Origin of the sequence: Streptomyces erythrochromogenes (genome assembly GCF_036170895.1) — a bacterium.
Taxonomy (GTDB): Bacteria; Actinomycetota; Actinomycetes; order Streptomycetales; family Streptomycetaceae; genus Streptomyces; species Streptomyces erythrochromogenes.
In genome coordinates this window covers 3838825-3858664 of record NZ_CP108036.1, presented here as the reverse complement: position 1 = coordinate 3858664, position 19840 = coordinate 3838825, and the positions used below count along the sequence as shown (strand labels likewise).

The following is a 19840-nucleotide window of genomic DNA, read 5'->3' as shown; positions in this document are numbered from 1 at the left end:
CGCTCCAGGGCGCGGCTGCTGAGTGTGCGCCATGCCGAACCCCCGTGTTTTGCCTCTGCAACATAGAGCATGCATGCGAATCCAGCACATCCGGACCGGGGAATGAACCGGAGCGGGAAGCGGAGAGCCGGCGGCTGCCCGGCCGGTCACGGCCCCGGTGCCGGGTCCTTGGGCTCGCCCGCGAGGCGGACCGTGCTCATGATGCGCATGATCAGGGCGTCGCCGACGGCTCCCGGGACGCCCGTACGGCCGTAGAAGTTCCAGGCGACGAGGTCGCCCCGGGAGTTCTTGAAGCCGAAGACGACCGCCCGGCCGTCGCCGGCGCAGCGGTTGGGCCGGGCGGCGCCCTCCGAACGGGCTGTGACGTAGCTGCCCTTCACCCCGGTCCGCGTCGTGTACTCCTTGGGCTTGTCCCACTTCACGACGCTCTTGTCCGGCTGCGTGTACGCGGCGTAGACCCAGGTCGGTGCGGTCTTCTCGGCGACCTCCGCGGCGTCCTTGGCGCCGACCGCGCCCTTGGTGCCGGTGTTCGCGAGCCTGACGTCCGTGACCTGGCCGTCGCCGTCCCCGTCGATGCTGCACCACCTCGACTTGTAGAGGGCGGGCGCGGTGTGCCCGATGAGGACCTTGTCCGGGTCCACGTCGTCCACATGGCCGCTGAAGACGGTGGGGGCGAGGACCTCCCAGTCCGGTGGGACGTCGAAGGCGGTGCCGTGCTGCGGGTTGACCACCGTCTTCCAGCCCGCGACGATCGGCTTCGACGGGTCGGCGGGGGCGGCCGGCGGGCGCTCCCCGTCCCTGCGGAAGAGGACCACGGCGCCGGCGGCGGCCGCGAGCGCCACGGCGGTCAGCGCGCCGACGCCGGCGATCGCCGCCCTGCTCCTCCTCTTCTTCACGGGTGCCTGCGGGGCCGTCTGCGGGGGTGCCGGCGGGGGTGGGAACTGGTACGGGTTCGGGGTCTGCACGTCGCCCTCCTGGTCGACCGGCTGTCTACGGGGCTACTTGCCGAAGGAGAGGATCGCCCGGCTCGTCTTGCGCGGCTCCGGGCTGTGGACCCGGCCGTTGACCATGAACACCCGTCCGCCCGACCAGGCGAGGCGGATGCCGTGCGCGTAGAAGACGCCCTCGGCGCCGCGGGCCACGGCCGGGCTCTGCAGGACCGGCTGCGCGGAGCCGTCGGCCGCGGCGAGGGACACGACCGAGGCGGCCTGGCCGCTGCCGGGCGAGACGTAGGCGACGACGCGCCCCTGTTCCACCGCGAGCGGCCACATGGTGCGGCCCTTGGGCTGCTCGGCGGTGCGCCACTTCTCCTTGCCCGTGTTCAGGTCGACGGCGACGACCTGGTTGGTGTCCTCGGTGTCGAGGGTCTTGGCGGGCTTGCCCGCGCCGAGGTAGAGGGTGTCGGCGTCCACCGCGGCGGCGTAGCACTCCTGGTGGCCCGTGGAGTTGCCGAAGCCGTTGCACCGCCCGCTCACCCCGAACCCCGGGGTGTTCTGCGAGCGGACCCGGCCGTCGGCGGCGAACGCCGTGACGTTCCAGGTCTTCTTGTCCTTGTGGTGCGCGGTGACGACCAGCGGGTCCACGGAGAGCACCCGGCCGACGGTCCAGTCCTTCTCGTACGTGTGGTTCCACCGGGAGGCGCCCGTGGCCGGATCCAGCTCCTCGACCATCGACCGCCCGCCGGCGAGGGCGTCGCCGCGGTCGAAGCAGTAGCGCAGGGCGACCAGCCGTGCCCCGCCGGCGAAGGCGGCCGGGGTGCAGCCGTTCGTCTTCGAGGTGCCGAACAGCTTGCGGCCGTCGCTGACCGAGAAACCGCTCATGACGGCCGTCCGGGCGACGGCCACGGTGTCGCCGGCGATCGCCATCTCGAAGGAGAGCGCGCTGTCCTGGTCGTTCTCCGGGGGCACCCGTACCTTCCATCCGGCCTTGCCGGTGGTGAGGTCGATCTGTTGGAGGTCGGTGCAGTGCGCGCGCTCCGAGCCGGTCTCCTTCACTCCCACGACCAGTTTGCCGTCAGCGGACGGGGCGTGCGGCAGCCCGCACATCGGTGTCTGGAGGGGCAGCTTCCACCGCTCCTTGCCGTCGGCCGCCGCGTGGGCGACGAACTCGGCCTCCGTCGCCCTGACCACCACGTCTCCGACCCGCCACGGGCCGTACTGCGAGGCTCCGCCGCCGGCGACCTCGCTCCGGTTGTCGCTCAGCCAGACCCTGGCCTCGCCGGGCCGGATGCCGGCGTTGGGGTCGTAGACGTGCGGTCCGACACCGGGGCCCTTGCCGTCGCCCTGGTCGACCGGGGGCGTACCGGAGGGCGCGGCGGCCGGGTCCTCGCCCGCTGCGCCGCCGCCGCGCACCGCGAGGTACGCCCCGGCGCCTGCGACGAGCAGGGCGGCGGTCAGACCCGCGATCACGGTGACCCGGCGCCGGCCGGGGGAGCGGCGGCCGGCCGGTCCCGCGCGTCGCTGGTCGAACGCCGGCGGCGGCGGCCCGAAGCCGGCCTGCGGGGGCACGGCGCTCGGCCGCTGCTCTTCGGGCTCCGGCGGTGCGCCGGGTGTGCGACCGGTCATGGGGAGAGTCTCGCCTCCGCGAAAGCCTTTCTAGAACAGATATTCAGACTTCTTCGGGGCCCGGGCGACCCGGGTCGCCCGGGCCCCGACACGGGGTTAGCGTGGATTCCGGGTCTTCGTCCTGTCGGGTGAGGAGGCCGGACATGAGGACACGCTGGCGCAGCGCGGCCGTGGCCGCGGCGGCCCTCGGCCTGGTGGTGTCGCCCGTGGGCGCCGGTGCGGGAGCGGCGTACGCGTGGGGCGCGGCCGCCCCGGCGTGGCCGGCCGTGACGGTCCTGGCTCCGGACCCCACCCCCGCCGCCGAGGAGTTCCCGCAGCTGACCCCCGCCGTGGCGCGGGAGTTGGACGCCGCGATCCGGAAGGTCCTGACCGAGGCGAAGGTGCCCGGGGTGATCGTGGCGCTGTCGGCGCCCGGCAAGGGGACGTACGTCCGGGCCTTCGGCGTGGCGGACGAGTCGACGGGCATGCCCATGTCCCCCGGCCTGAACACGCGGATCGGCAGTGAGACGAAGACGTTCACCGTGACCGCCCTGCTCCAGCTGGTCGACGACGGAAAGGTCGGCCTGGACGACCCGATCGGGAAGTACGTCGACGGCGTCCCGAACGGCGACCGGATCACCCTGCGCGAGCTGGCGGGCATGCGCAGCGGCCTGTTCAACTACTCGGCCGACGAGGACTTCGGCAGGGCGTTCCTCACCGATCCCGGACGGCCCTTCACCCCGCAGCAGCTGCTCGCGTACTCCTTCAAGCACCCGGTGCTGTTCGAGCCGAACGCGAAGTTCGACTACAGCAACACCAACCTGATCCTGCTGGGGCTGGTGGTGGAGAAGGTCACCGGGCTAAGGCTCGACGACTACATCAACCGCGAGGTCGTCGCGGCCGCCGGGCTGAAGCACACGCTCTTCCCGGTCGGCGCGGAGTTCCCCAGTCCGCACGCCCAGGGCTACACGGACCAGACGCTGTCCGGGAAGACCGCGAACGCCACCGACTGGAACCCGTCCTGGGGATGGGCGGCCGGCGCGATGATCTCGAACCTCTCCGACCTGCGGAGCTGGGCGAAGACCGTGGCCACCGGGACCCTGCTGAAGCCCGCCACCCAGGCGGAGCGGCTGAAGGTCGTCCCGTCCCTGCCGGGGGCGGGCTACGGCCTGGGCATCTTCAACGTCCAGGGCTGGATCGGCCACAACGGCTCCCTGCCCGGCTACCAGTCCCTGACCGTCTACCTGCCCGGCCCGCAGGCCACCCTGGTGGTGCTGCTCAACACGGACACCGACTACCGGGGCAGCGCGCCCAGCACCCTCTTCGGGCAGGCGATCACCAAGATCGTGACCCCCGGCCACGTCTTCACGCTGCCGGCCCAGCCCGTGACCGGGCACTGAGCGGCCACCTTGCGGAACTCCCGTCGTAGCGTGGGTGCGTCGGGGCGGCTGCCGCCGTCCCGCGCGCGACGCACACCCCAGGGAGAGGCGCATGACCGGTCAGGCAGCGCAGCAGCAGGCCAACCAGCAGCAGGTCAACCAGTCCGCCACGCAGGCCGATCCGGCCGTCGTGGTCCGCGAGGCCGGCGAGGCGGACGTCGAGACGGCGGCCACGCTGTTCCGCGGCTACCTCGACTTCTACGAGGTGGACGTCGAGGACCCCGACGCCCCGCGGGCCTTCCTGGCCGAGCGCATCGCGAAGGACGAGTCCCTGGTCCTGCTCGCCGACGTCCCCGGGCACGGCACCGTCGGCTTCGCGCAGGTCTACCGCGCCTTCTCCTCCCTGACGCTGACGACCGCCTGGATCCTCAACGATCTCTACGTCGCCCCCTCCGGCCGCCGCACCGGTGCCGGCCGGGCGCTGCTGCGCGAGGTACTGCGCCGGGCCCGGGCGGCCGGGGTGGCGGGCGTCCAGCTGGAGACCGCGTACGACAACACGGTCGCGCAGGGGCTCTACGAGGCGGAGGGCTTCGTCCGCGAGGAGTTCCACGTGTACTTCCACGACTTGGGCGCAGCAACCTCCGCCGAGGGGTGAAACATTCCCGTGGGGCCGTCGCGTCAATGGAGTGAGACGGACGCGAGGGGGAGTGGATGCGACAGGGTCGCAGGGACGGGTTCCGTGAATTCGCGGCAGGCCGGTCGGGGCACCTGTACCGATCGGCATGTCTGCTGGCGAGCGGGGACACGCATCTCGCGGAGGACCTGGTGCAGGAGACCCTGGGTCGGATGTACCTGCACTGGGGCCGGATCTCCCGCATAGACAATCCTGCGGCGTACGCGCAGACGGTGCTGGTACGGGCCTACCTCACGCACCGGCGCCGCCGGTCTGCGGGGGAACACCCGGTCGGGGAGTTCCCCGACACGGGAGCGGTGGCCGCGGGAGGCGGTGACGCGGCGCTGCGGATGACCCTGCTGGGGGCGCTGGGTCGGCTCGCACCCAAGGACCGGGCGGTGCTGGTGCTGCGGTACTGGGAGGACCGCAGCGTCGAGGAGACCGCCGACGCGATGAACGTCAGCTCGGCGGCGGTCCGTACCCGGACCTCGCGGGCGCTGGCCCGGCTGCGGGAGCAGCTGGGCGGCAGCCTGACCGCCTTCGCGGAACTCTGAGAGCGACGGAATCCCGCGCTCGCGCACCGCCCATTCCCACCCTTGAAACGGAAGGTCTAGTTCCTCATGCCCTTTGAAGATGATCTCGGTGCGGCCCTCCGGCAGACGGGGGACGGCTTCACGGCCGACCGGCACGCCCTGGTGGACGCCGGCGAGGAACGCGGCCGGCGCCTGGTGGCGCGCCGCCGGGCCGCGGTCGTCGGGGGATCCGTGCTGGCCCTGGCCCTGATCGCGACGGCGGGCGCCTACACCGGCGGACTCCTCGACGGCGGGGGCGCCGCGGACGCGGTCCACGTCGCGTCGCCGCCGACGCCGGACGGCGGTTCGGGCGGGACGGGCGGCGGTCCCGACGCCGGCTCCGGGAAGGGGCCGAGGACCGGCAGCGGCGCGGTCGGCGCGGAGCGGATGATGGTCAACCTGGAGAAGGCCCTGGCGGGCGGGAACGGGAAGCTGACCGCCATGGAGGCGCGCGGCACGGAGAGCGAGGGCGGAGCGGCGGTCTCCGGCGTGTACGACGACGGGAAGGGCAAGGCGGCCGTCTCCGTCGGCCTCTCCCGGGTGGACCCCAAGGGCAGTCGGGCCGACCAGCTCACCCAGTGCGGGGACAAGAACCTCCAGGGCTACGACGACTGCCGGACCGAGAGGCTGCCGGACGGCTCGAAGCTGCTGATCTTCAAGGGGTACGAGTACCCCGACCGCCGGGTGGACACCAAGTGCTGGCGGGCCGTGCTCGTGACCCCGGCGGGCTTCCTGGTCGAGGCCTCCGAATGGAACGCCCCGGCGGAGAAGGACGCGGCCGTCTCACGGCCCAACCCGCCTCTGGACGACGCCCAGTTGAAGATCCTGGTCACCTCGCCCGTCTGGCACCCGGCGCTGAACGACCTGCCGGCCGCCGAGCCGGAGCCGGTGCCGCAGGGATCCGGGTCGGGCACGGCGCTGAAGGACCGGAGCGCCGCCGACGCCCTGGAGTCGCTGCTGGTACCCGTCGGGATCCCGATCGCCTCCCGGGGTGGGGAGGGTTCGTACGGATACGCCGTGCTCGACGACGGCAAGGGCCCGTCCTTGGTCCAGCTCAACGTCTCCCGGGGCGAGAGCACCTCGGGCTTCACGGGCGCCGACGTCACCACGCAGCCCGACGGTACGAAGGTCAGGATCACGCAGGGTCCCGCCGAGAAGGGCAAGGGCGTGGTCCAGTGGACCGTGGACACCCTGCGCAAGAACGGCCTGCGGGTGACGGTCTCCGGCTTCAACACCGCCAACCAGAGCGGCGCCGCCACCCGCCCGACGCCCGCGGTCACGCTGGAGAAGCTGCAGGCGATCGCCCTCGCGCCGGGTTGGAACCGGGACCGCAACTAGTGCGCTGCCGAGTTCACTTGGCGTCCGCGTAGCACTCCACGACCGCCGTCGTGAACGGGAAACGGACCGGGGTGTCGCCGAAGGCGATCCGGCCGGCCCGTTCGCCGGCGGCGCGGATCGCCTCCGCCACGTCCCCGGCCTCCTCGGCCGGGCAGTGCACGATCACCTCGTCGTGCTGGAAGAACACCAGCTCCGCCCGCATTCCCGCGGTCGCCTGCCGCAGGGCGGCGAGCAGCAGCAGTGCCCAGTCGGCGGCGCTGCCCTGGACGACGAAGTTGCGGGTGAACCGGCCGCGGGCCCGGGTGTTGGTGGAGGCGTAGCCCGGGGTCCAGGCGTCCTCCCGGTCCTGCCGGGGCCCGGCCCCGCCGTCCGGTTCCCCCTCGCCCGGGTCGACGCCCCCGTCCCCGGCCTCCTCCTCGCCGGAGCCGGCCGGCGGCGGGCAGGTGCGGCCGAGCCAGGTGCGTACGAGCCGGCCCTCCTCGCCGGCCTTCGCCGCGTCGTCCACGTACGCGACGGCCCGGGGGAAGCGGCGGCGCAGCGCTGCCAGGTTCTTCAGGCCGTCCCCGGAGGTCTGCCCGTAGACGGCGCCGAGGACGGCCAGTTTGGCCTTCTCGCGGTCGCCGGAGAAGCCCTGGCGGGAGACGGCGGTGTAGAGGTCCTCGGGCCGGCCGGCGACCTCCATGAAGGCGGGATCGCGGGAGATCGCGGCGAGCACGCGCGGCTCCATCTGGTCGGCGTCGGCGACGACGAGCCGCCAGCCCGGGTCGGCGACGACGGCCCGGCGGATCACCTTCGGGATCTGCAGGGCCCCGCCGCCATTGGTGACCCAGCGGCCGGTGAGCGTTCCGCCGGGGATGAACTCCGGGCGGAAGCGGCCCTCGTGGACCCAGTCTGCGAGCCAGGACCAGCCGTGGGCGGTGTAGATCCGGTACAGCTTCTTGTACTCGATCAGCGGTTCCACGGCGGGGTGGTCCAGTTCCTGGATCTCCCAGCGGCGGGTGGACTTCAGCTTGATCCCGTCCTTGGCGAAGGCCCGGACGACCTCGGCGGGCAGGTCGGGGCGTACGCGCCGGCCGAAGGCCGCCGAAACGCGGTCGGCCAGCTCGGCGAGGCGCCGGGGCTCCCCGCCGCCCGCGTACCGCTCGCCGAGCAGCTCGGTCAGCAGGGCCCGGTGCACGTCGGCCCGCCAGGGCAGACCGGCGCGGTTCATCTCGGCGGCGACGAGGAAGGCCGCGGACTCGGCGGCGACGAGCAGCCGCATCCGGTCGGGGTGGGCGGTGGCACCCTGCCGTTTCGCCTGGTCGGCGTGGACGGCGAGCAGGGCCTCCAGGGAGACCGGGGCGGGCTGCGGGTCGAAGAGGGAGTCCTGGGCGCGGGGGTCGGCGGCGCGCTGCGGCGGATCCGGCGGCACGGGGGCGTTGTTCAGCCGGGCCCAGGCGGCGGCGGCCGAGCGGGGCTCGCCGGAGCGGCCCTCGTGGCCGAGGAGCAGCAGCTCGGCGGCCTCGATGTCGTGGCACCGCTCGACGCGGACGCCGGCCGCGAGCAGGCGCGGGTACACGGCGGCGGTGGACCGCCAGACCCAGCGGGTGCCGGGCGGGGCGGAGCGGATGGCGTCGGCGGGGTCGCGGACGCGCATCCGGACTCCGTCGGCGGGGTGTACGGGTGCGGCGTGCCACCACCCGTCGCCGTCCTCGGCGAGGGCCCACCGGGGAGTGCGGTCGCTCATGGGTGCGAGTGTCCCATCGGGGTCCGACAGCGGCGGGACGGCGGGCCGTGGACGGGGTGCGGCGGCGCCGCGGAAGCCGCTGCGGGGGGCGCTGCCCCCCGCGCCTCGAACTCCCCCGGCTGCCGCTGAGGGCGAGGGCCTCCCCAAGTGGTCGCCGGAGCACCGCCCGCGGATCGAGGCAGCCCGCCGGGAACGGGACGCGAAGGCGGACATGCCAAGCTGAGAGGTGTGACAGACCTTGCCGAGACCGTCGACCGAGCCTTCGCCGGAGCCCTCTACGCCCAGGACGACGCCGGGCTGGACACCGGGGCCTCGCTGCTCGTCGCCGATTCCCGGCGCTGGTCCGGAGTGGGCCGTGAGCTGCTGGCGCGCGGGGAGGCGTACGTACGGCAGGGCTGGGAGCGGGGCTGGCAGCCGGCCGACGTGCTGCGGCTGGTCCGCCGGGACCTCGACGAGCGGCACCTGCGGATCACCGGGGACCTGATCGCCGCCGAGGCGCGCCGCTACGCCAAGCTCCCGGAGCGCTGGACCACCGCCGAGGTGTGGTGGAAGGGCGACGAGGAGTACGCCGACGGGCTCGCGCGGCGGGAGCGGGCCGACCGGTTCACGCTGGCCACTGCCTTCCTTGAGGTGCTGCGGCTGCTGATCCGGCTGCCGTCGATCGAGCCGGTGGGTCCGCTGCCCGGCGACCCGGTCGACGCCCTCGCGGAGCACGCACACATCGAGCCCCGCATGCTGGGCCGGATCCGGGCCCTGCTCGCCAAGGCCGAGGCGACCACCTACCCGGACGAGGCCGAGGCGCTCAGCGCGAAGGCCCAGGAGCTGATGGCCCGGCACACCGTGGACGAGGCCCTGCTCGCGGCCAGCGGCAAGGGCCCCGCCCAGGTGCCCGCGGCCTGCCGGATCGGTGTCGAGCCGCCGTACGAGGAGGCGAAGGCGGTCCTGCTCGACGCGGTGGCCACCGCCAACCGCTGCCGGGCGGTGTGGAACAGCGGCTTCGAGTTCTCCACGGTGGTCGGCTTCGAGAGCGACCTGGAGGCGGTGGAGCTGCTCTACACCTCGCTCCTCGTGCAGGGAACGGCCGCGATGACCCGCGCGGAGGCCGCGCAGCGATCGGGAGGGCGCAAGCGGACCAAGACCTTCCGCCAGTCCTTCCTGCTGGCCTACGCCAGCCGGCTCGGCCACCGGCTCGCCGAGACCGCCGAGCACACCGCGACGGAGGCCCCGGACAACCTCCCGGCCCTGGTGGCGCGCGACGTGGCGGTCACCTCCCGGGCCGAGGAGATGTTCCCGCGGACCACCACCACCCGGCTGCGCGGCGCCACCGACCACGCGGGCTGGGAGGACGGCACGGCGGCCGCCGACCGGGCCCACATGGGCGGCCGCCGCCGCCCGCTCCCCAAGTCCTAGAGACGGCTCAGGGGTGTCCGGCCCGATCGGCCGGACACCCCCTGAGCTGAGCCCGGCCGTCGGCTACGGCGGCGTGTCGTCCGTGCGCAGGGCCCGGGCCTCCGACTTCAGGATGCGCGTCGACTTCCCCTCGCCGCCCTGCGCCCGCCGCCGGAGCGGCCCTGGCCGCGCCGGGCCGCAGCACCATGCTCCTGGAGGCCCGCCTCCCGGAGCGCGGCCACCGGCCGGTCCCGGCTCCGGCTCCGGCCCCGGCCCCGAGCCGGGTCCCGGTCCTGCTCCGGAGGTGCTGCGCGGGGCGGCCGAACAGCTCCCGGCCTCGCTCGACGAGGTCTCGGACGCCCTCCGCCCCTGAGAACGGACCTGTCTGTGATCATCGGAACACCCCGCGTGCACGTGCATCTGCGCATGCAGCAGCTGGTGAACACAGCTATGATCCGGTGGAGTTGACATCTGCACTATCGGGGGCTTCCTGTGGACCACGCGTACAACGGGATGGCAGCTGCAGAACTCGCTTCCTTGTTTGAGCTGACGTGGCAGAAGAGCAGACACAGCAACTCGCAGGGTTCCTGCGTGGAGTTCGCGAAGCTGCCGGGAGGCGACGTCGCCATGCGCAATTCGCGCTTCCCGGACGGTCCGGCGCTCGTCTATACGCCGGCCGAGATAGAAGCCCTGCTCCTGGGCGTCAAGGACGGCGAGTTCGATCACCTGATCGGCTGACGGAACGGCGCACTCATCAAGCCATGCACGTGCACTGGCCGGGACCGATCGCAGTGATCGGTCCCGGCCAGTCGTCTTGAAGCAGGCCGCTCGGTCGGCTCAGTCGTGGAGCAGGAACAGCGCCCAGACCACCTTGCCGGTCAGCCGTCCCGCGAGCGGGTGCCAGCCCCAGCTGTCGCTGTACGAGTCCACCAGGAACAGCCCGCGCCCGGACTCCAGGTCGAAGTTCTCCTCGGTCCGCTCCGGCGAGAACGCCCCGCCGGGCCGGTCCTCGCTGGGGTCGCGCACCGCGCACACCAGCCGGGTGCTCCACCGCATCAGGTGCAGCCGCACCGGCGGCTCCGGTTCGGCGCCGGGCCCCCTCGAATCCTCGGGCAGGGCGTGGCGCAGGGCGTTGGTGACGAGCTCGGAAACGACCAGCGCCACATCGTCGAAGCGTTCGTCGAGGCCCCACTGGGACAGCGTCGAGCGGGTGAAAGTGCGCGCGCCCCGCACCGCATCGAACCGTGCGGGCAGAGCGCATGAGGCGGACCCGGAGACAGCCGTGGGGTCGACCGGGGGAAGCCCCTGCCGTAACGGCTCGAGCATGGTCGATCCATTCGTCCCCATGCGAGGCACTCCCGGGATTCGCGGACGAAGCGGTGGCTTGTGTCCAAAGAGAACTGCGGGGTGGGTCCCGCGCCGGCGCGAAGAGCACGCAGGTGCGCGGGGACCATGGTTCCGAATGCTCCGGCCGGATGCAAGGGCAGATGCACGTGCACGCGCCGGACCTGTCCACTCACGTGACGGTTCTTGCTCATTTCTTCCTACGCATACTTACGGACTTCTTTTCCCGCAGGCGGGATTCCGTTACAGAACGAGTACGGCCCGATGCGTTTTGGTGGCAGACTGCGGCCCCTGGGGTGCGGGGGCCCCGAGCACGCGCACACCACGCGCACGCCAATGCGATGGGGAGGGCAGTACTAGTGACCGCAGAAGCAAGCGGTTCTGTGGTGCGCCGCATCCTCCTGGGCTCCCAGCTCAGGCGACTCCGAGAATCCCGCGGCATCACCCGTGAGGCGGCCGGCTACTCGATCCGCGCATCCGAATCGAAGATCAGCCGCTTGGAGTTGGGAAGGGTGAGCTTCAAGGCACGGGACGTGGAGGACCTCCTCACGCTCTACGGAGTCACGGACAGCACCGAGCGCGAGTCCCTGCTGGGACTGGTCCGCGAGGCCAACGCGACCGGCTGGTGGCACAGTTACGGCGACGTGCTGCCGGGCTGGTTCCAGACGTACATCGGGCTGGAGGGCGCCGCGTCGCTCATCCGGATCTATGAGGTGCAGTTCGTCCACGGCCTGTTGCAGACCGAGGCCTACGCCCACGCGGTCGTCAGCCGCGGCATGCCCGGCGCCACCGCCGCCGAGATCGACCGCCGCGTCGCGCTGCGCCTGGAGCGACAGAAGGTGCTCGTCTCCGAGAGCGCGCCCGTCTTCCACGCCGTCCTCGACGAGGCCGCGCTGCGCCGCCCGTACGGCGACCGCGACGTCATGCGCGGTCAGCTGGAGCACCTCATCGAGGTCTCGCAGCGGCCCAACGTGCAGCTCCAGGTGATGCCCTTCTCCTTCGGCGGGCACGCGGGCGAGAGCGGAGCCTTCACCCTGCTGCGCTTCCCCGAGTCCGACCTGCAGGACATCGTCTATCTGGAACAGCTCACCAGTGCCCTCTACCTGGACAAGGACGAGGAAGTGGGGCAGTACGAGCGGGCGATGGAACGCCTCCAGGCGGACTGCCCCGATGCCGACCGGACCAGGGATCTTCTCCGCGGCCTACTCCAACTGTCTTGATCCGCACGTAGTATGACGTCTGATCAGTGCATGATGACCGATCGGTCTCCGGTGCAGCGCACGGGTGCGCGCTCGCAGTAAGGGATGGCATGTCCATATTCAGCGACCTCGCTCACCAGTACATCGACGGCGAATGGCTGGCCGGCAACGGTTCGTGGGACATCATCGACGTCAACCCGTACAACGGGGAGAAGCTCGCGGCCATCACCGTGGCCACGGTCGAGCAGGTGGACCAGGCCTACCGCGGCGCCGAGCGCGCCCAGCGGGAGTGGGCCGCCACCAGCCCGTACGTCAGACGCGCGGTGCTGGAGCGCGCCCTGCGGATCACCGAGGAGCGCGAGAAGGAGATCGTCGAGGCGATGATCGACGAGCTCGGCGGGACCCGCCCCAAGGCCGAGTACGAGGTCCACCTCGCGATGGAGTTCATCCGCGAGTCGCTGCAGCTGGCCGTCCGCCCCGAGGGCCGCATCCTGCCCTCGCCGGTCGAGGGCAAGGAGAACCGGGTCCAGCGGCTGCCCGTCGGCGTCGTCACCGTGATCAGCCCCTTCAACTTCCCCTTCCTGGTCACCCTGAAGTCGGTCGCGCCGGCCCTGGCCCTGGGCAACGCGGTCGTCGTGAAGCCCAACCAGAACGCCCCCGTCGTGGGCGGCGGGGTGATAGCCAAGATCTTCGAGGACGCGGGACTCCCGGCCGGCCTGCTGAACGTGCTGGTCACCGACATCGCCGAGATAGGCGACGCGCTCCTGACGCACCCCGTCCCCAAAGTGATCTCCTTCGCCGGGTCGGACCGGGTCGGCCGGCACGTCGGCGCGGTCGCCGCCCGCCACTTCAAGCGCACGGTCCTGGAGCTCAGCGGCAACAGCGCGCTCGTCGTCCTCGACGACGCCGACCTCGACTACGCGGTGGACGCGGCCGTCTTCAGCCGCTTCGTCTACCAGGGCCAGGTCTGCATGGCCGCCAACCGGATCCTGGTCGACGCTTCCGTCGCCGAGGAGTTCACCGAGAAGTTCACCGCCCGCGTACGGAGCCTGAAGACGGGCGACCCGCACGAGGCCGACACCCACATCGGCCCGCTGATCAACTCCTTCCAGGCCGACGCCCTCACCGCGCTCGTGGACCAGGCCGTGGAATCCGGCGCGCAGGCACTCGTCCGGGGGTCTACGCGCGGCAACCTGGTCGAGCCGACGGTGCTCGCCGGGATCCCCGAGGACTCCCCGCTGCTGGGCCAGGAGATCTTCGGACCGGTGGCCCTGCTGGTGGTCTTCGACGGCGAGGACGAGGCCGTACGGCTGGCCAACGCGACCCCGTACGGGCTCAGCGGCGCCGTGCACACCCGGGACGTGGAGCGTGGCGTCCGCTTCGCCCAGCGGATCGAGACGGGGATGATCCACGTCAACGACTCCACGATCGGGGACGAGCCGCTGGCCGCCTTCGGCGGGGAGAAGGCCTCGGGTCTGGGCCGGCTCAACGGCGAGGCCACGGTCGAGGCGTTCACCACCCAGAAGTGGATCTCCGTACAGCACGGGCGGACGGCCTTCCCGTTCTGATCAAGGGTCCGGACACCCCTAGACTCGACCGGGCGTAGGCAGCCGCCCGGGGGAGATCGAGTTGAGCAACATACCGGAGACCGGCCGGACCCCTCGGGTCCAGAACCGGCTCGTCGTCATCCAGGTCGTGGTCTTCTCCCTCCTGCTCACGCTGGGCGGACGGCTGTGGTACCTCCAGATCCGCAACGGCACGGAATACACGGACGAGGCGAAGAACAACCACGTCCAGCAGGTGGTCCAGCCGGCCGTGCGCGGCTCGATCCTCGACTCGCGCGGGGTCCCGCTCGCCGACAACGCCACCCACCTGGTGGTCTCCGCCAGCCGTACCGAGCTGCTGACCATGAAGGACAAGGGCAAGTCCGTCCTGACCCGGCTCGCCGGTGTCCTCGGCATGGACCCCCAGGAGGTCATCGACAAGGTCCGGCTCTGCGACTCCAAGACCAAGCAGCCCTGCTGGAACGGCTCCCCCTACCAGCCGATCCCGGTCAGCGACGAGGCGACCACGGAGCAGGCCCTGCAGATCCGTGAGCACCCCGAGGACTTCCCGGGCATCACGGCCGAGGCGACCGCGCTGCGCCGCTACGCCGCCCCGGACCAGGCCAACACCTCCCAGGTGCTGGGATACCTCTCCCCGGTCACCGACGAGGAGATCGCCAAGGCGAAGAAGACCGACTCCCCGTACCTGCGCTCCGACCAGGTGGGCCGCTCCGGGCTGGAGCGCACCTACGACAAGGACCTGCGGGGCAAGGCCGGCATCACCCGCTACGAGGTGGACAACCTCGGCCGCGTCATCGGGCAGGGCCAGACCGACCCGGCGCAGCCCGGCTCGAACGTCGTGACCTCGATCGACTCCCGCGTGCAGGCGGTCGCCGAGCGCGAGCTGAACAACGCGATGATCGACGCCCGAAAGGTGCACGACAAGAACACCGGCCGCAACTACGAGGCCGACTCGGGCGCGGTCGTGGTGATGGAGACCAAGACGGGCCGGATCGTGGCGATGGCCTCGAACCCGACCTACGACCCCAACGCGTGGGTGGGCGGCATCTCCGCGAAGGACTACGCCTCCCTCACCGACAAGGAGTCCAACTACCCGCTGCTGAACCGGGCGATCCAGGGGCAGGCGGCGCCGGGCTCCATCTTCAAGGTGGTCACCTCGACCGCCGCGGTCAACGCCGGCTACCCCTTCAACAACCGCTACCCCTGCCCCAGCTCGTACTCGGTGGGCAACCAGACCTTCACGAACTTCGAGTCGCAGGGCCACGGCGACATCACCATCGGCCGGGCCCTGGAGGTCTCCTGCGACACGGTCTACTACCTGATCGCCGACCAGGAATGGAAGAAGGACGGGGGCATCAAGCCGAAGAAGGACCCGAACGACTGGTTCTTCAAGACGGCGCACGACTTCGGTCTGGGCAAGCGCACCGGCGTCGACCTGCCCAACGAGGTGCCCGGCCGGATCCCCGACCGGAAGTGGAAGCAGGACTTCTTCGACGCCAACAAGGACGCCTGGTGCCGGGACGGCAAGAAGAACGGCAGCTTCGCCGAGAAGATCGCCTACGAGAACTGCCGCCAGGGCAACCAGCTGCGCGAGGGTGACGCGATCAACTACTCGATCGGACAGGGCGACACCCTCGTCACCCCGCTGCAGATGACGTCCGTCTACGCGGCCATCGCCAACGGCGGCACCCTGCACCAGCCGAGCGTCGGCAAGGCGATCGTCAGCGCCGACGGGACGTCGGTGAAGGAGATCGCCCCCAAGGAGGCGGGCAAGCTCCCGATGGACGCCAGGACGCGCGACAACATCGACAAGGCCCTCGCCGGCGTGGCCACCGACGGCAGCGCCGCCTGGCGCTTCGGAGGCTGGCCGCAGAAGCAGATCCCGATGCACGCCAAGACCGGCACGGCCGAGGTCCAGGGCAAGCAGACCACCTCGTGGTTCGCCTCGTACACCGAGGACTACGCGATCGTCATGACGATCTCCCAGGGCGGCACCGGCTCCGGGGCCTCCGGGCCGGCCGTCCGCAAGATCTACGAGGCGATGTACGGGCTCGACCCGACGGGCAAGCAGGACCTCACCAAGGCCCTGCTGCCGAAGCCCGCCACCGCGCTGCCCGCGATCCGGCCGGACGATCAAGTCTCGCCGAACGGAACGGCCAACTAGGACAGGAACTGACCGCATCGCTCCGTAATGTTGGGGTTGTCGGGGGAGACGCCCCCGGCGACACCACGCAGAGGCGGTCCGGTCATGGCCCAGATTTCCACCGAGGTCCTCGGCGACGAGCGCGGCACGCTCCTCGCCTTCGTCGAGGCCCAGCGCACGGCGATCCGCGAGGCGCTCCTCGGGCTCGACGAGGAGCAGGCGGCGAGCCGCCCGAGCGCCAGCGAGCTCAGCCTGTCCGGGCTGCTGAAGCACGTGGCGGAGGTCGAGCTGAACTGGCTGCGGCTGGCGCAGCAGCGGCCGAACGAGCGGCTGCGCGACGAGGCGAGCTACGGCGACAGCTTCCGCCTCGTCGACGGCGAGTCCATCCCGTCCGTGCTGGCCTTCTGGGACGGGGTCCGACAGGAGACGGAGGCCTTCGTCGCCGCCGTGGCGAGCCTGGACATGACGTTCCCGCTGCCGCCGGCGCCGTGGTTCCCCAAGGACGCAAAGGTCTCGATCCGCTGGATGCTGCTGCACCTGGTGGAGGAGTTCGCCCGGCACGCGGGCCACGCGGACATCGTCCGCGAATCCATCGACGGCACCAAGGCGATGGGCTAGGCGAAGAGCCGGGCGAAGGGCCGGGCGAGGGGCCTGACGGCCGGGGCTTAGCCTGGCCCCATGTCAGCGATCCGGCTTCTTGTCCTCGGTGCCGTCCGCCAGCACGGGCGGGCCCACGGTTACCAGGTGCGCAACGACCTGGAGTACTGGGGCGCCCACGAGTGGTCGAACACCAAGCCGGGATCGATCTACCACGCGCTCAAGCAGATGGCGAAGCAGGGCGTCCTGCACGCCCACGAGGTGGCGCCGAGCGCGGCGGGCGGACCGCCGCGCACCGAGTACGAGGTGACGGACGCCGGCCGGGAGGAGTACTTCAGGCTGCTGCGCGAGGCGCTCGCGGCGTACGACCAGAAGACGGACGTGCTGTCGGCGGCGATCGGCTTCATGGTCGACCTCCCGCGCGAGGACGTGCTCGGGCTGCTCCGGGAGCGGCTGGCGAAGCTTGCGGGGTGGCGGTCGTCGGTGACCGACTACTACACGCCGGAGGGCGGCCCGGAGGAGCTGGGCCACATCGGCGAGATCATGCACATGTGGGTCCATTCCGCGGACGCTGAGGCGGAGTGGACGCGGGGGCTGATCGCCCGGATCGAAGGGGGCGCGTACTCCTTCGCGGGCGAGGGCGGCGAACCGTTCGTGGGGGTGTTGGCGGAGGGCCAGGAGAACCCCTACGCCTAATCAAGTTTGACTAGCCCGCGGGTGGGCATTACCTTTGCGGCTCGCGGTAATCAAATTTGACTAGTGATGGGTGGGGAGTGGCTTTGGCGATCTCCGTCGAAGGTGTCCACAAACGCTACGGCGACAAGCAGGCCCTGGCCGGGCTCGACCTGGAGGTGGCGCCCGGCACCGTGCACGCGGTGCTCGGCCCCAACGGCGCCGGCAAGACCACGGCCGTGCGGATCATGAGCACCCTGCTCCGCCACGACGAGGGGGTGGTCCGGGTGGCGGGCCACGACGTGCGCAAGGACCCGGCGGCCGTCCGCTCGCGGATCGGGCTGCTCGGCCAGCACGCCGCGCTCGACGAGGAACTGGCCGGCCGGCAGAACCTGGAGATGTTCGGCCGCCTCCACCACCTGGGCGCCCGCCGGGCCGGACGGCGCGCCGACGAACTGCTGGAGCGCTTCGGCCTCGCGGACACCGGCCGCAAGGCGGTCAAGCAGTACAGCGGCGGCATGCGGCGCCGCCTCGACCTCGCCGCCTCCCTGATCACCGACCCGCAGGTGCTCTTCCTGGACGAGCCGACCACCGGCCTCGACCCGCGCGGCCGCGCCGAGGTGTGGAGCGCGGTCCGCTCCCTGGTCGGCGGCGGCACCACCGTCCTGCTCACCACGCAGTACCTGGAGGAGGCCGACCAGCTGGCCGACCGGATCGCCCTGATCGACGGCGGCCGGGTCGCGGCCGAGGGCACGGCCGACGAACTGAAGGCCCTGGTCGGGGCGGACCGGATCGTCGTCGTCCTGCGGGACGCCGCCCGGCTGGCGGAGGCCGCGCGGCTGCTGCCCGACCCCACCGTCGACCCCGACACCCTGACCCTGAGCTTCCCGGTGGCGGACCGCATGGCGGGCCTGGCCCGGACCCTGCGGACGCTGGAGGAGGCGGGCGTCGAGGCCGCCGACCTCGCCGTCCGGCGCCCCACGCTGGACGAGGTCTTCCTGCACCTGACCGACCGCGAGGAGGTGGCCGCATGAGCGCGGCATGGGTGGTCCCGGACTCCTGGACGATGACCCGGCGCGAGCTGTCGCACTGGGCCCGCCAGCCGGTCCAGATGCTCGTCGGCCTGGTCTTCCCCGTGATGATGCTGCTGATGTTCGGCTTCCTGGTGGGCGGCGGCCGCGGCATCGACGGCGAGTACGTCGAGTTCCTGGTCCCGGGGATGCTCGCCCTCACCATGGCCTTCGGGCTGGAGGCCACCATGACGGCCGTCACCCAGGACCTGAACAAGGGGGTGATCGACCGCTTCCGCGCCATGCCGATGTCCTCCTCGGCGGTCCTGGTGGGCCGCAGCGTCGCCGACATGCTCCAGTCGGCCGTCGGACTGCTGGTCCTGGCCGGGGTCGGGCTGCTGCTCGGCTGGCGCTGGCACGGCGGCGCGGCCGCCGCCCTGCTGGCCTTCGGGCTGCTCCTGCTGCTGCGCTTCGCGATGCTGTGGATCGGGATCTGGCTCGGCATGGTCGCGGGCCGACCGGAGCTGGTGCAGGCGGTGCAGATCCTGGTGTGGCCGGTGGGCTTCCTGTCCAACGCGTTCGCCACGCCGGAGTCGATGCCGGGCTGGCTGGGCGCGGTGGTGGAATGGAACCCGCTCTCGGCGACGGCCACCGCCGTCCGCGACCTGTTCGGCAACCCGGCCGCGGCGCCCCCGTCATGGGCCGCCGACCACGCGGCCCTGCTGGCGGTCGCCTGGCCGCTCCTGCTGCTCGCGGTCTTCTTCCCGCTGGCGGTGGGCCGCTACCGGGGCCTGAGCAGGTAGCCGCCGAAGAGGACTTGCACCTCACGCGGCGTGAGGAACCACAGTGAAGGGCGTACCCGAGCAGAGGAGGGAAGAAATGGGCTTCTCCGTGGGCCAGGTCGCCGGTTTCGCCGGGGTCACGGTGCGCACCCTGCACCACTACGACGGGATCGGCCTGCTCTCCCCGAGCGGCCGCAGCAGCGCGGGACACCGGCGGTACGACGACGCCGACCTGGACCGGCTGCAGCGGATCCTGTTCTACCGGGAGCTCGGCTTCCCCCTCGACGAGGTCGCGGTCCTGCTGGACGACCCGCAATCGGACCCACAGGAGCATCTGCGCCGGCAGCATGCCCTGCTGACCGACCGGATCGCCCGGCTCCAGCAGATGGCCAAGGCCGTTGAGCACGCCATGGAGGCGAAGAAGATGGGCATCAACCTCACGCCCGAGGAGAAGTTCGAGGTCTTCGGGGACCAGGACCCGGAGCAGCACGCGCAGGAGGTCGAGGAGCGCTGGGGCGACACCGAGGCGTACGCCGAGTCGCAGCGCCGGGCGGCCTCGTACACGAAGGACGACTGGCAGCGGATCCAGGACGAGTCCGCCGAATGGGGCCGCCGGTACGTGGCGGCCATGGACGCGGGCGAGCCCGCCGACGGCGAGCGCGCGATGGACCTGGCCGAGGAACACCGCCTGCACATCCACAAGTGGTTCTACGACTGCCCGTACGAGATGCACACGTGCCTCGGTGAGATGTACGTGGCGGACGAGCGCTTCACGGCGTTCTACGACGCGATGAAGCCGGGCTTCGCCGCGCACCTGCGCGACGCGATCCTCGCGAACGGCGTGCGCAACGTGTAAACGGAGCATCACGCGGACGACCCCCGCCGGTACCTGGAACCGGGCGGGGGTC

18 protein-coding genes are annotated in these 19840 nt (G+C 71.8%); 14 read left to right on the top strand and 4 right to left on the bottom strand.

Translation table 11 applies throughout. The features are described from left to right. Positions 1–146: 146 nt before the first annotated feature. Together OHA91_RS17425 and OHA91_RS17420 are read right to left on the bottom strand one after the other, a co-directional pair. A complete protein-coding gene (locus OHA91_RS17425; RefSeq protein ID WP_266498895.1) occupies positions 147–965 on the bottom strand; it encodes a hypothetical protein in 819 nt (272 codons plus the stop codon). Between the two features lie 33 nt (positions 966–998). Further along, complete coding sequence (locus tag OHA91_RS17420) at positions 999–2564, bottom strand: outer membrane protein assembly factor BamB family protein (protein WP_266498891.1); 1566 nt, start codon at positions 2562–2564, stop codon at positions 999–1001. Positions 2565–2707: 143 nt separating this feature from the next. Here OHA91_RS17420 and OHA91_RS17415 point away from each other — a divergent pair, with 143 nt between their 5' ends. The 4 genes from OHA91_RS17415 to OHA91_RS17400 all read left to right on the top strand — a co-directional run bounded on the left by OHA91_RS17415 (position 2708) and on the right by OHA91_RS17400 (position 6505). Further along, complete coding sequence (locus tag OHA91_RS17415) at positions 2708–3943, top strand: serine hydrolase domain-containing protein (RefSeq protein WP_328739583.1); 1236 nt, start codon at positions 2708–2710, stop codon at positions 3941–3943. A 91-nt stretch (positions 3944–4034) separates the two neighbouring features. Next, positions 4035–4577 (top strand): GNAT family N-acetyltransferase, encoded by a 543-nt coding sequence (locus OHA91_RS17410; RefSeq protein ID WP_266498888.1) that lies wholly within the window; start codon positions 4035–4037, stop codon positions 4575–4577. Between the two features lie 56 nt (positions 4578–4633). Continuing rightward, entirely contained in the window at positions 4634–5149 is a 516-nt protein-coding gene (locus OHA91_RS17405; protein WP_031147726.1) for a SigE family RNA polymerase sigma factor, read from the top strand. A 66-nt stretch (positions 5150–5215) separates the two neighbouring features. After that, positions 5216–6505, top strand: coding sequence for a hypothetical protein (locus OHA91_RS17400; protein WP_328739582.1), 1290 nt, complete (start codon positions 5216–5218; stop codon positions 6503–6505). Positions 6506–6518: 13 nt separating this feature from the next. Here the strand turns inward: OHA91_RS17400 and OHA91_RS17395 are convergent, their stop codons facing one another. Further along, the gene (locus tag OHA91_RS17395; RefSeq protein WP_031147730.1) at positions 6519–8231 is read right to left on the bottom strand and encodes a bifunctional 3'-5' exonuclease/DNA polymerase; all 1713 of its coding nucleotides are present in this window, start codon (positions 8229–8231) and stop codon (positions 6519–6521) included. A 228-nt stretch (positions 8232–8459) separates the two neighbouring features. On the opposite strand from OHA91_RS17395, the gene OHA91_RS17390 reads away from it, so the two are divergent. Together OHA91_RS17390 and OHA91_RS17385 are read left to right on the top strand one after the other, a co-directional pair. Next, entirely contained in the window at positions 8460–9641 is a 1182-nt protein-coding gene (locus OHA91_RS17390) for a DUF2786 domain-containing protein (protein WP_328739581.1), read from the top strand. Positions 9642–10112: 471 nt separating this feature from the next. Next, entirely contained in the window at positions 10113–10358 is a 246-nt protein-coding gene (locus OHA91_RS17385; protein WP_030656519.1) for a DUF397 domain-containing protein, read from the top strand. Positions 10359–10457: 99 nt separating this feature from the next. On the opposite strand, the gene OHA91_RS17380 is transcribed toward OHA91_RS17385, so the two are convergent. Continuing rightward, complete coding sequence (locus OHA91_RS17380; protein ID WP_078959148.1) at positions 10458–10967, bottom strand: ATP-binding protein; 510 nt, start codon at positions 10965–10967, stop codon at positions 10458–10460. Between the two features lie 338 nt (positions 10968–11305). Here OHA91_RS17380 and OHA91_RS17375 point away from each other — a divergent pair, with 338 nt between their 5' ends. The 8 genes from OHA91_RS17375 (at position 11306) to OHA91_RS17340 (ending at position 19788) form a co-directional block, all read left to right on the top strand. Continuing rightward, entirely contained in the window at positions 11306–12184 is an 879-nt protein-coding gene (locus OHA91_RS17375) for a helix-turn-helix domain-containing protein (protein WP_051892870.1), read from the top strand. Between the two features lie 89 nt (positions 12185–12273). Beyond that, positions 12274–13731 carry an aldehyde dehydrogenase family protein gene (locus OHA91_RS17370; protein ID WP_031147737.1) on the top strand — a complete coding sequence of 486 codons (1458 nt, stop codon included), beginning with the start codon at positions 12274–12276 and terminating at the stop codon, positions 13729–13731. A 61-nt stretch (positions 13732–13792) separates the two neighbouring features. Beyond that, entirely contained in the window at positions 13793–15892 is a 2100-nt protein-coding gene (gene mrdA / locus OHA91_RS17365; protein ID WP_051892872.1) for a penicillin-binding protein 2, read from the top strand. A gap of 84 nt (positions 15893–15976) precedes the next feature. Then, on the top strand, positions 15977–16489 hold the full coding sequence (locus tag OHA91_RS17360) for a DinB family protein (protein WP_031147741.1): 513 nt from the start codon (positions 15977–15979) through the stop codon (positions 16487–16489). A gap of 60 nt (positions 16490–16549) precedes the next feature. Continuing rightward, positions 16550–17164, top strand: a complete 615-nt coding sequence (locus OHA91_RS17355; RefSeq protein ID WP_328739580.1) for a PadR family transcriptional regulator — start codon at positions 16550–16552, stop codon at positions 17162–17164. Positions 17165–17241: 77 nt separating this feature from the next. Beyond that, positions 17242–18174 carry a daunorubicin resistance protein DrrA family ABC transporter ATP-binding protein gene (locus OHA91_RS17350; RefSeq protein ID WP_031147743.1) on the top strand — a complete coding sequence of 311 codons (933 nt, stop codon included), beginning with the start codon at positions 17242–17244 and terminating at the stop codon, positions 18172–18174. Continuing rightward, complete coding sequence (locus OHA91_RS17345) at positions 18171–18953, top strand: ABC transporter permease (protein ID WP_266498866.1); 783 nt, start codon at positions 18171–18173, stop codon at positions 18951–18953. Before OHA91_RS17350 ends, OHA91_RS17345 begins: the two co-directional genes overlap by 4 nt. 76 nt (positions 18954–19029) lie before the next feature. Beyond that, entirely contained in the window at positions 19030–19788 is a 759-nt protein-coding gene (locus tag OHA91_RS17340) for a MerR family transcriptional regulator (RefSeq protein WP_031147749.1), read from the top strand. Positions 19789–19840 lie beyond the last annotated feature (52 nt).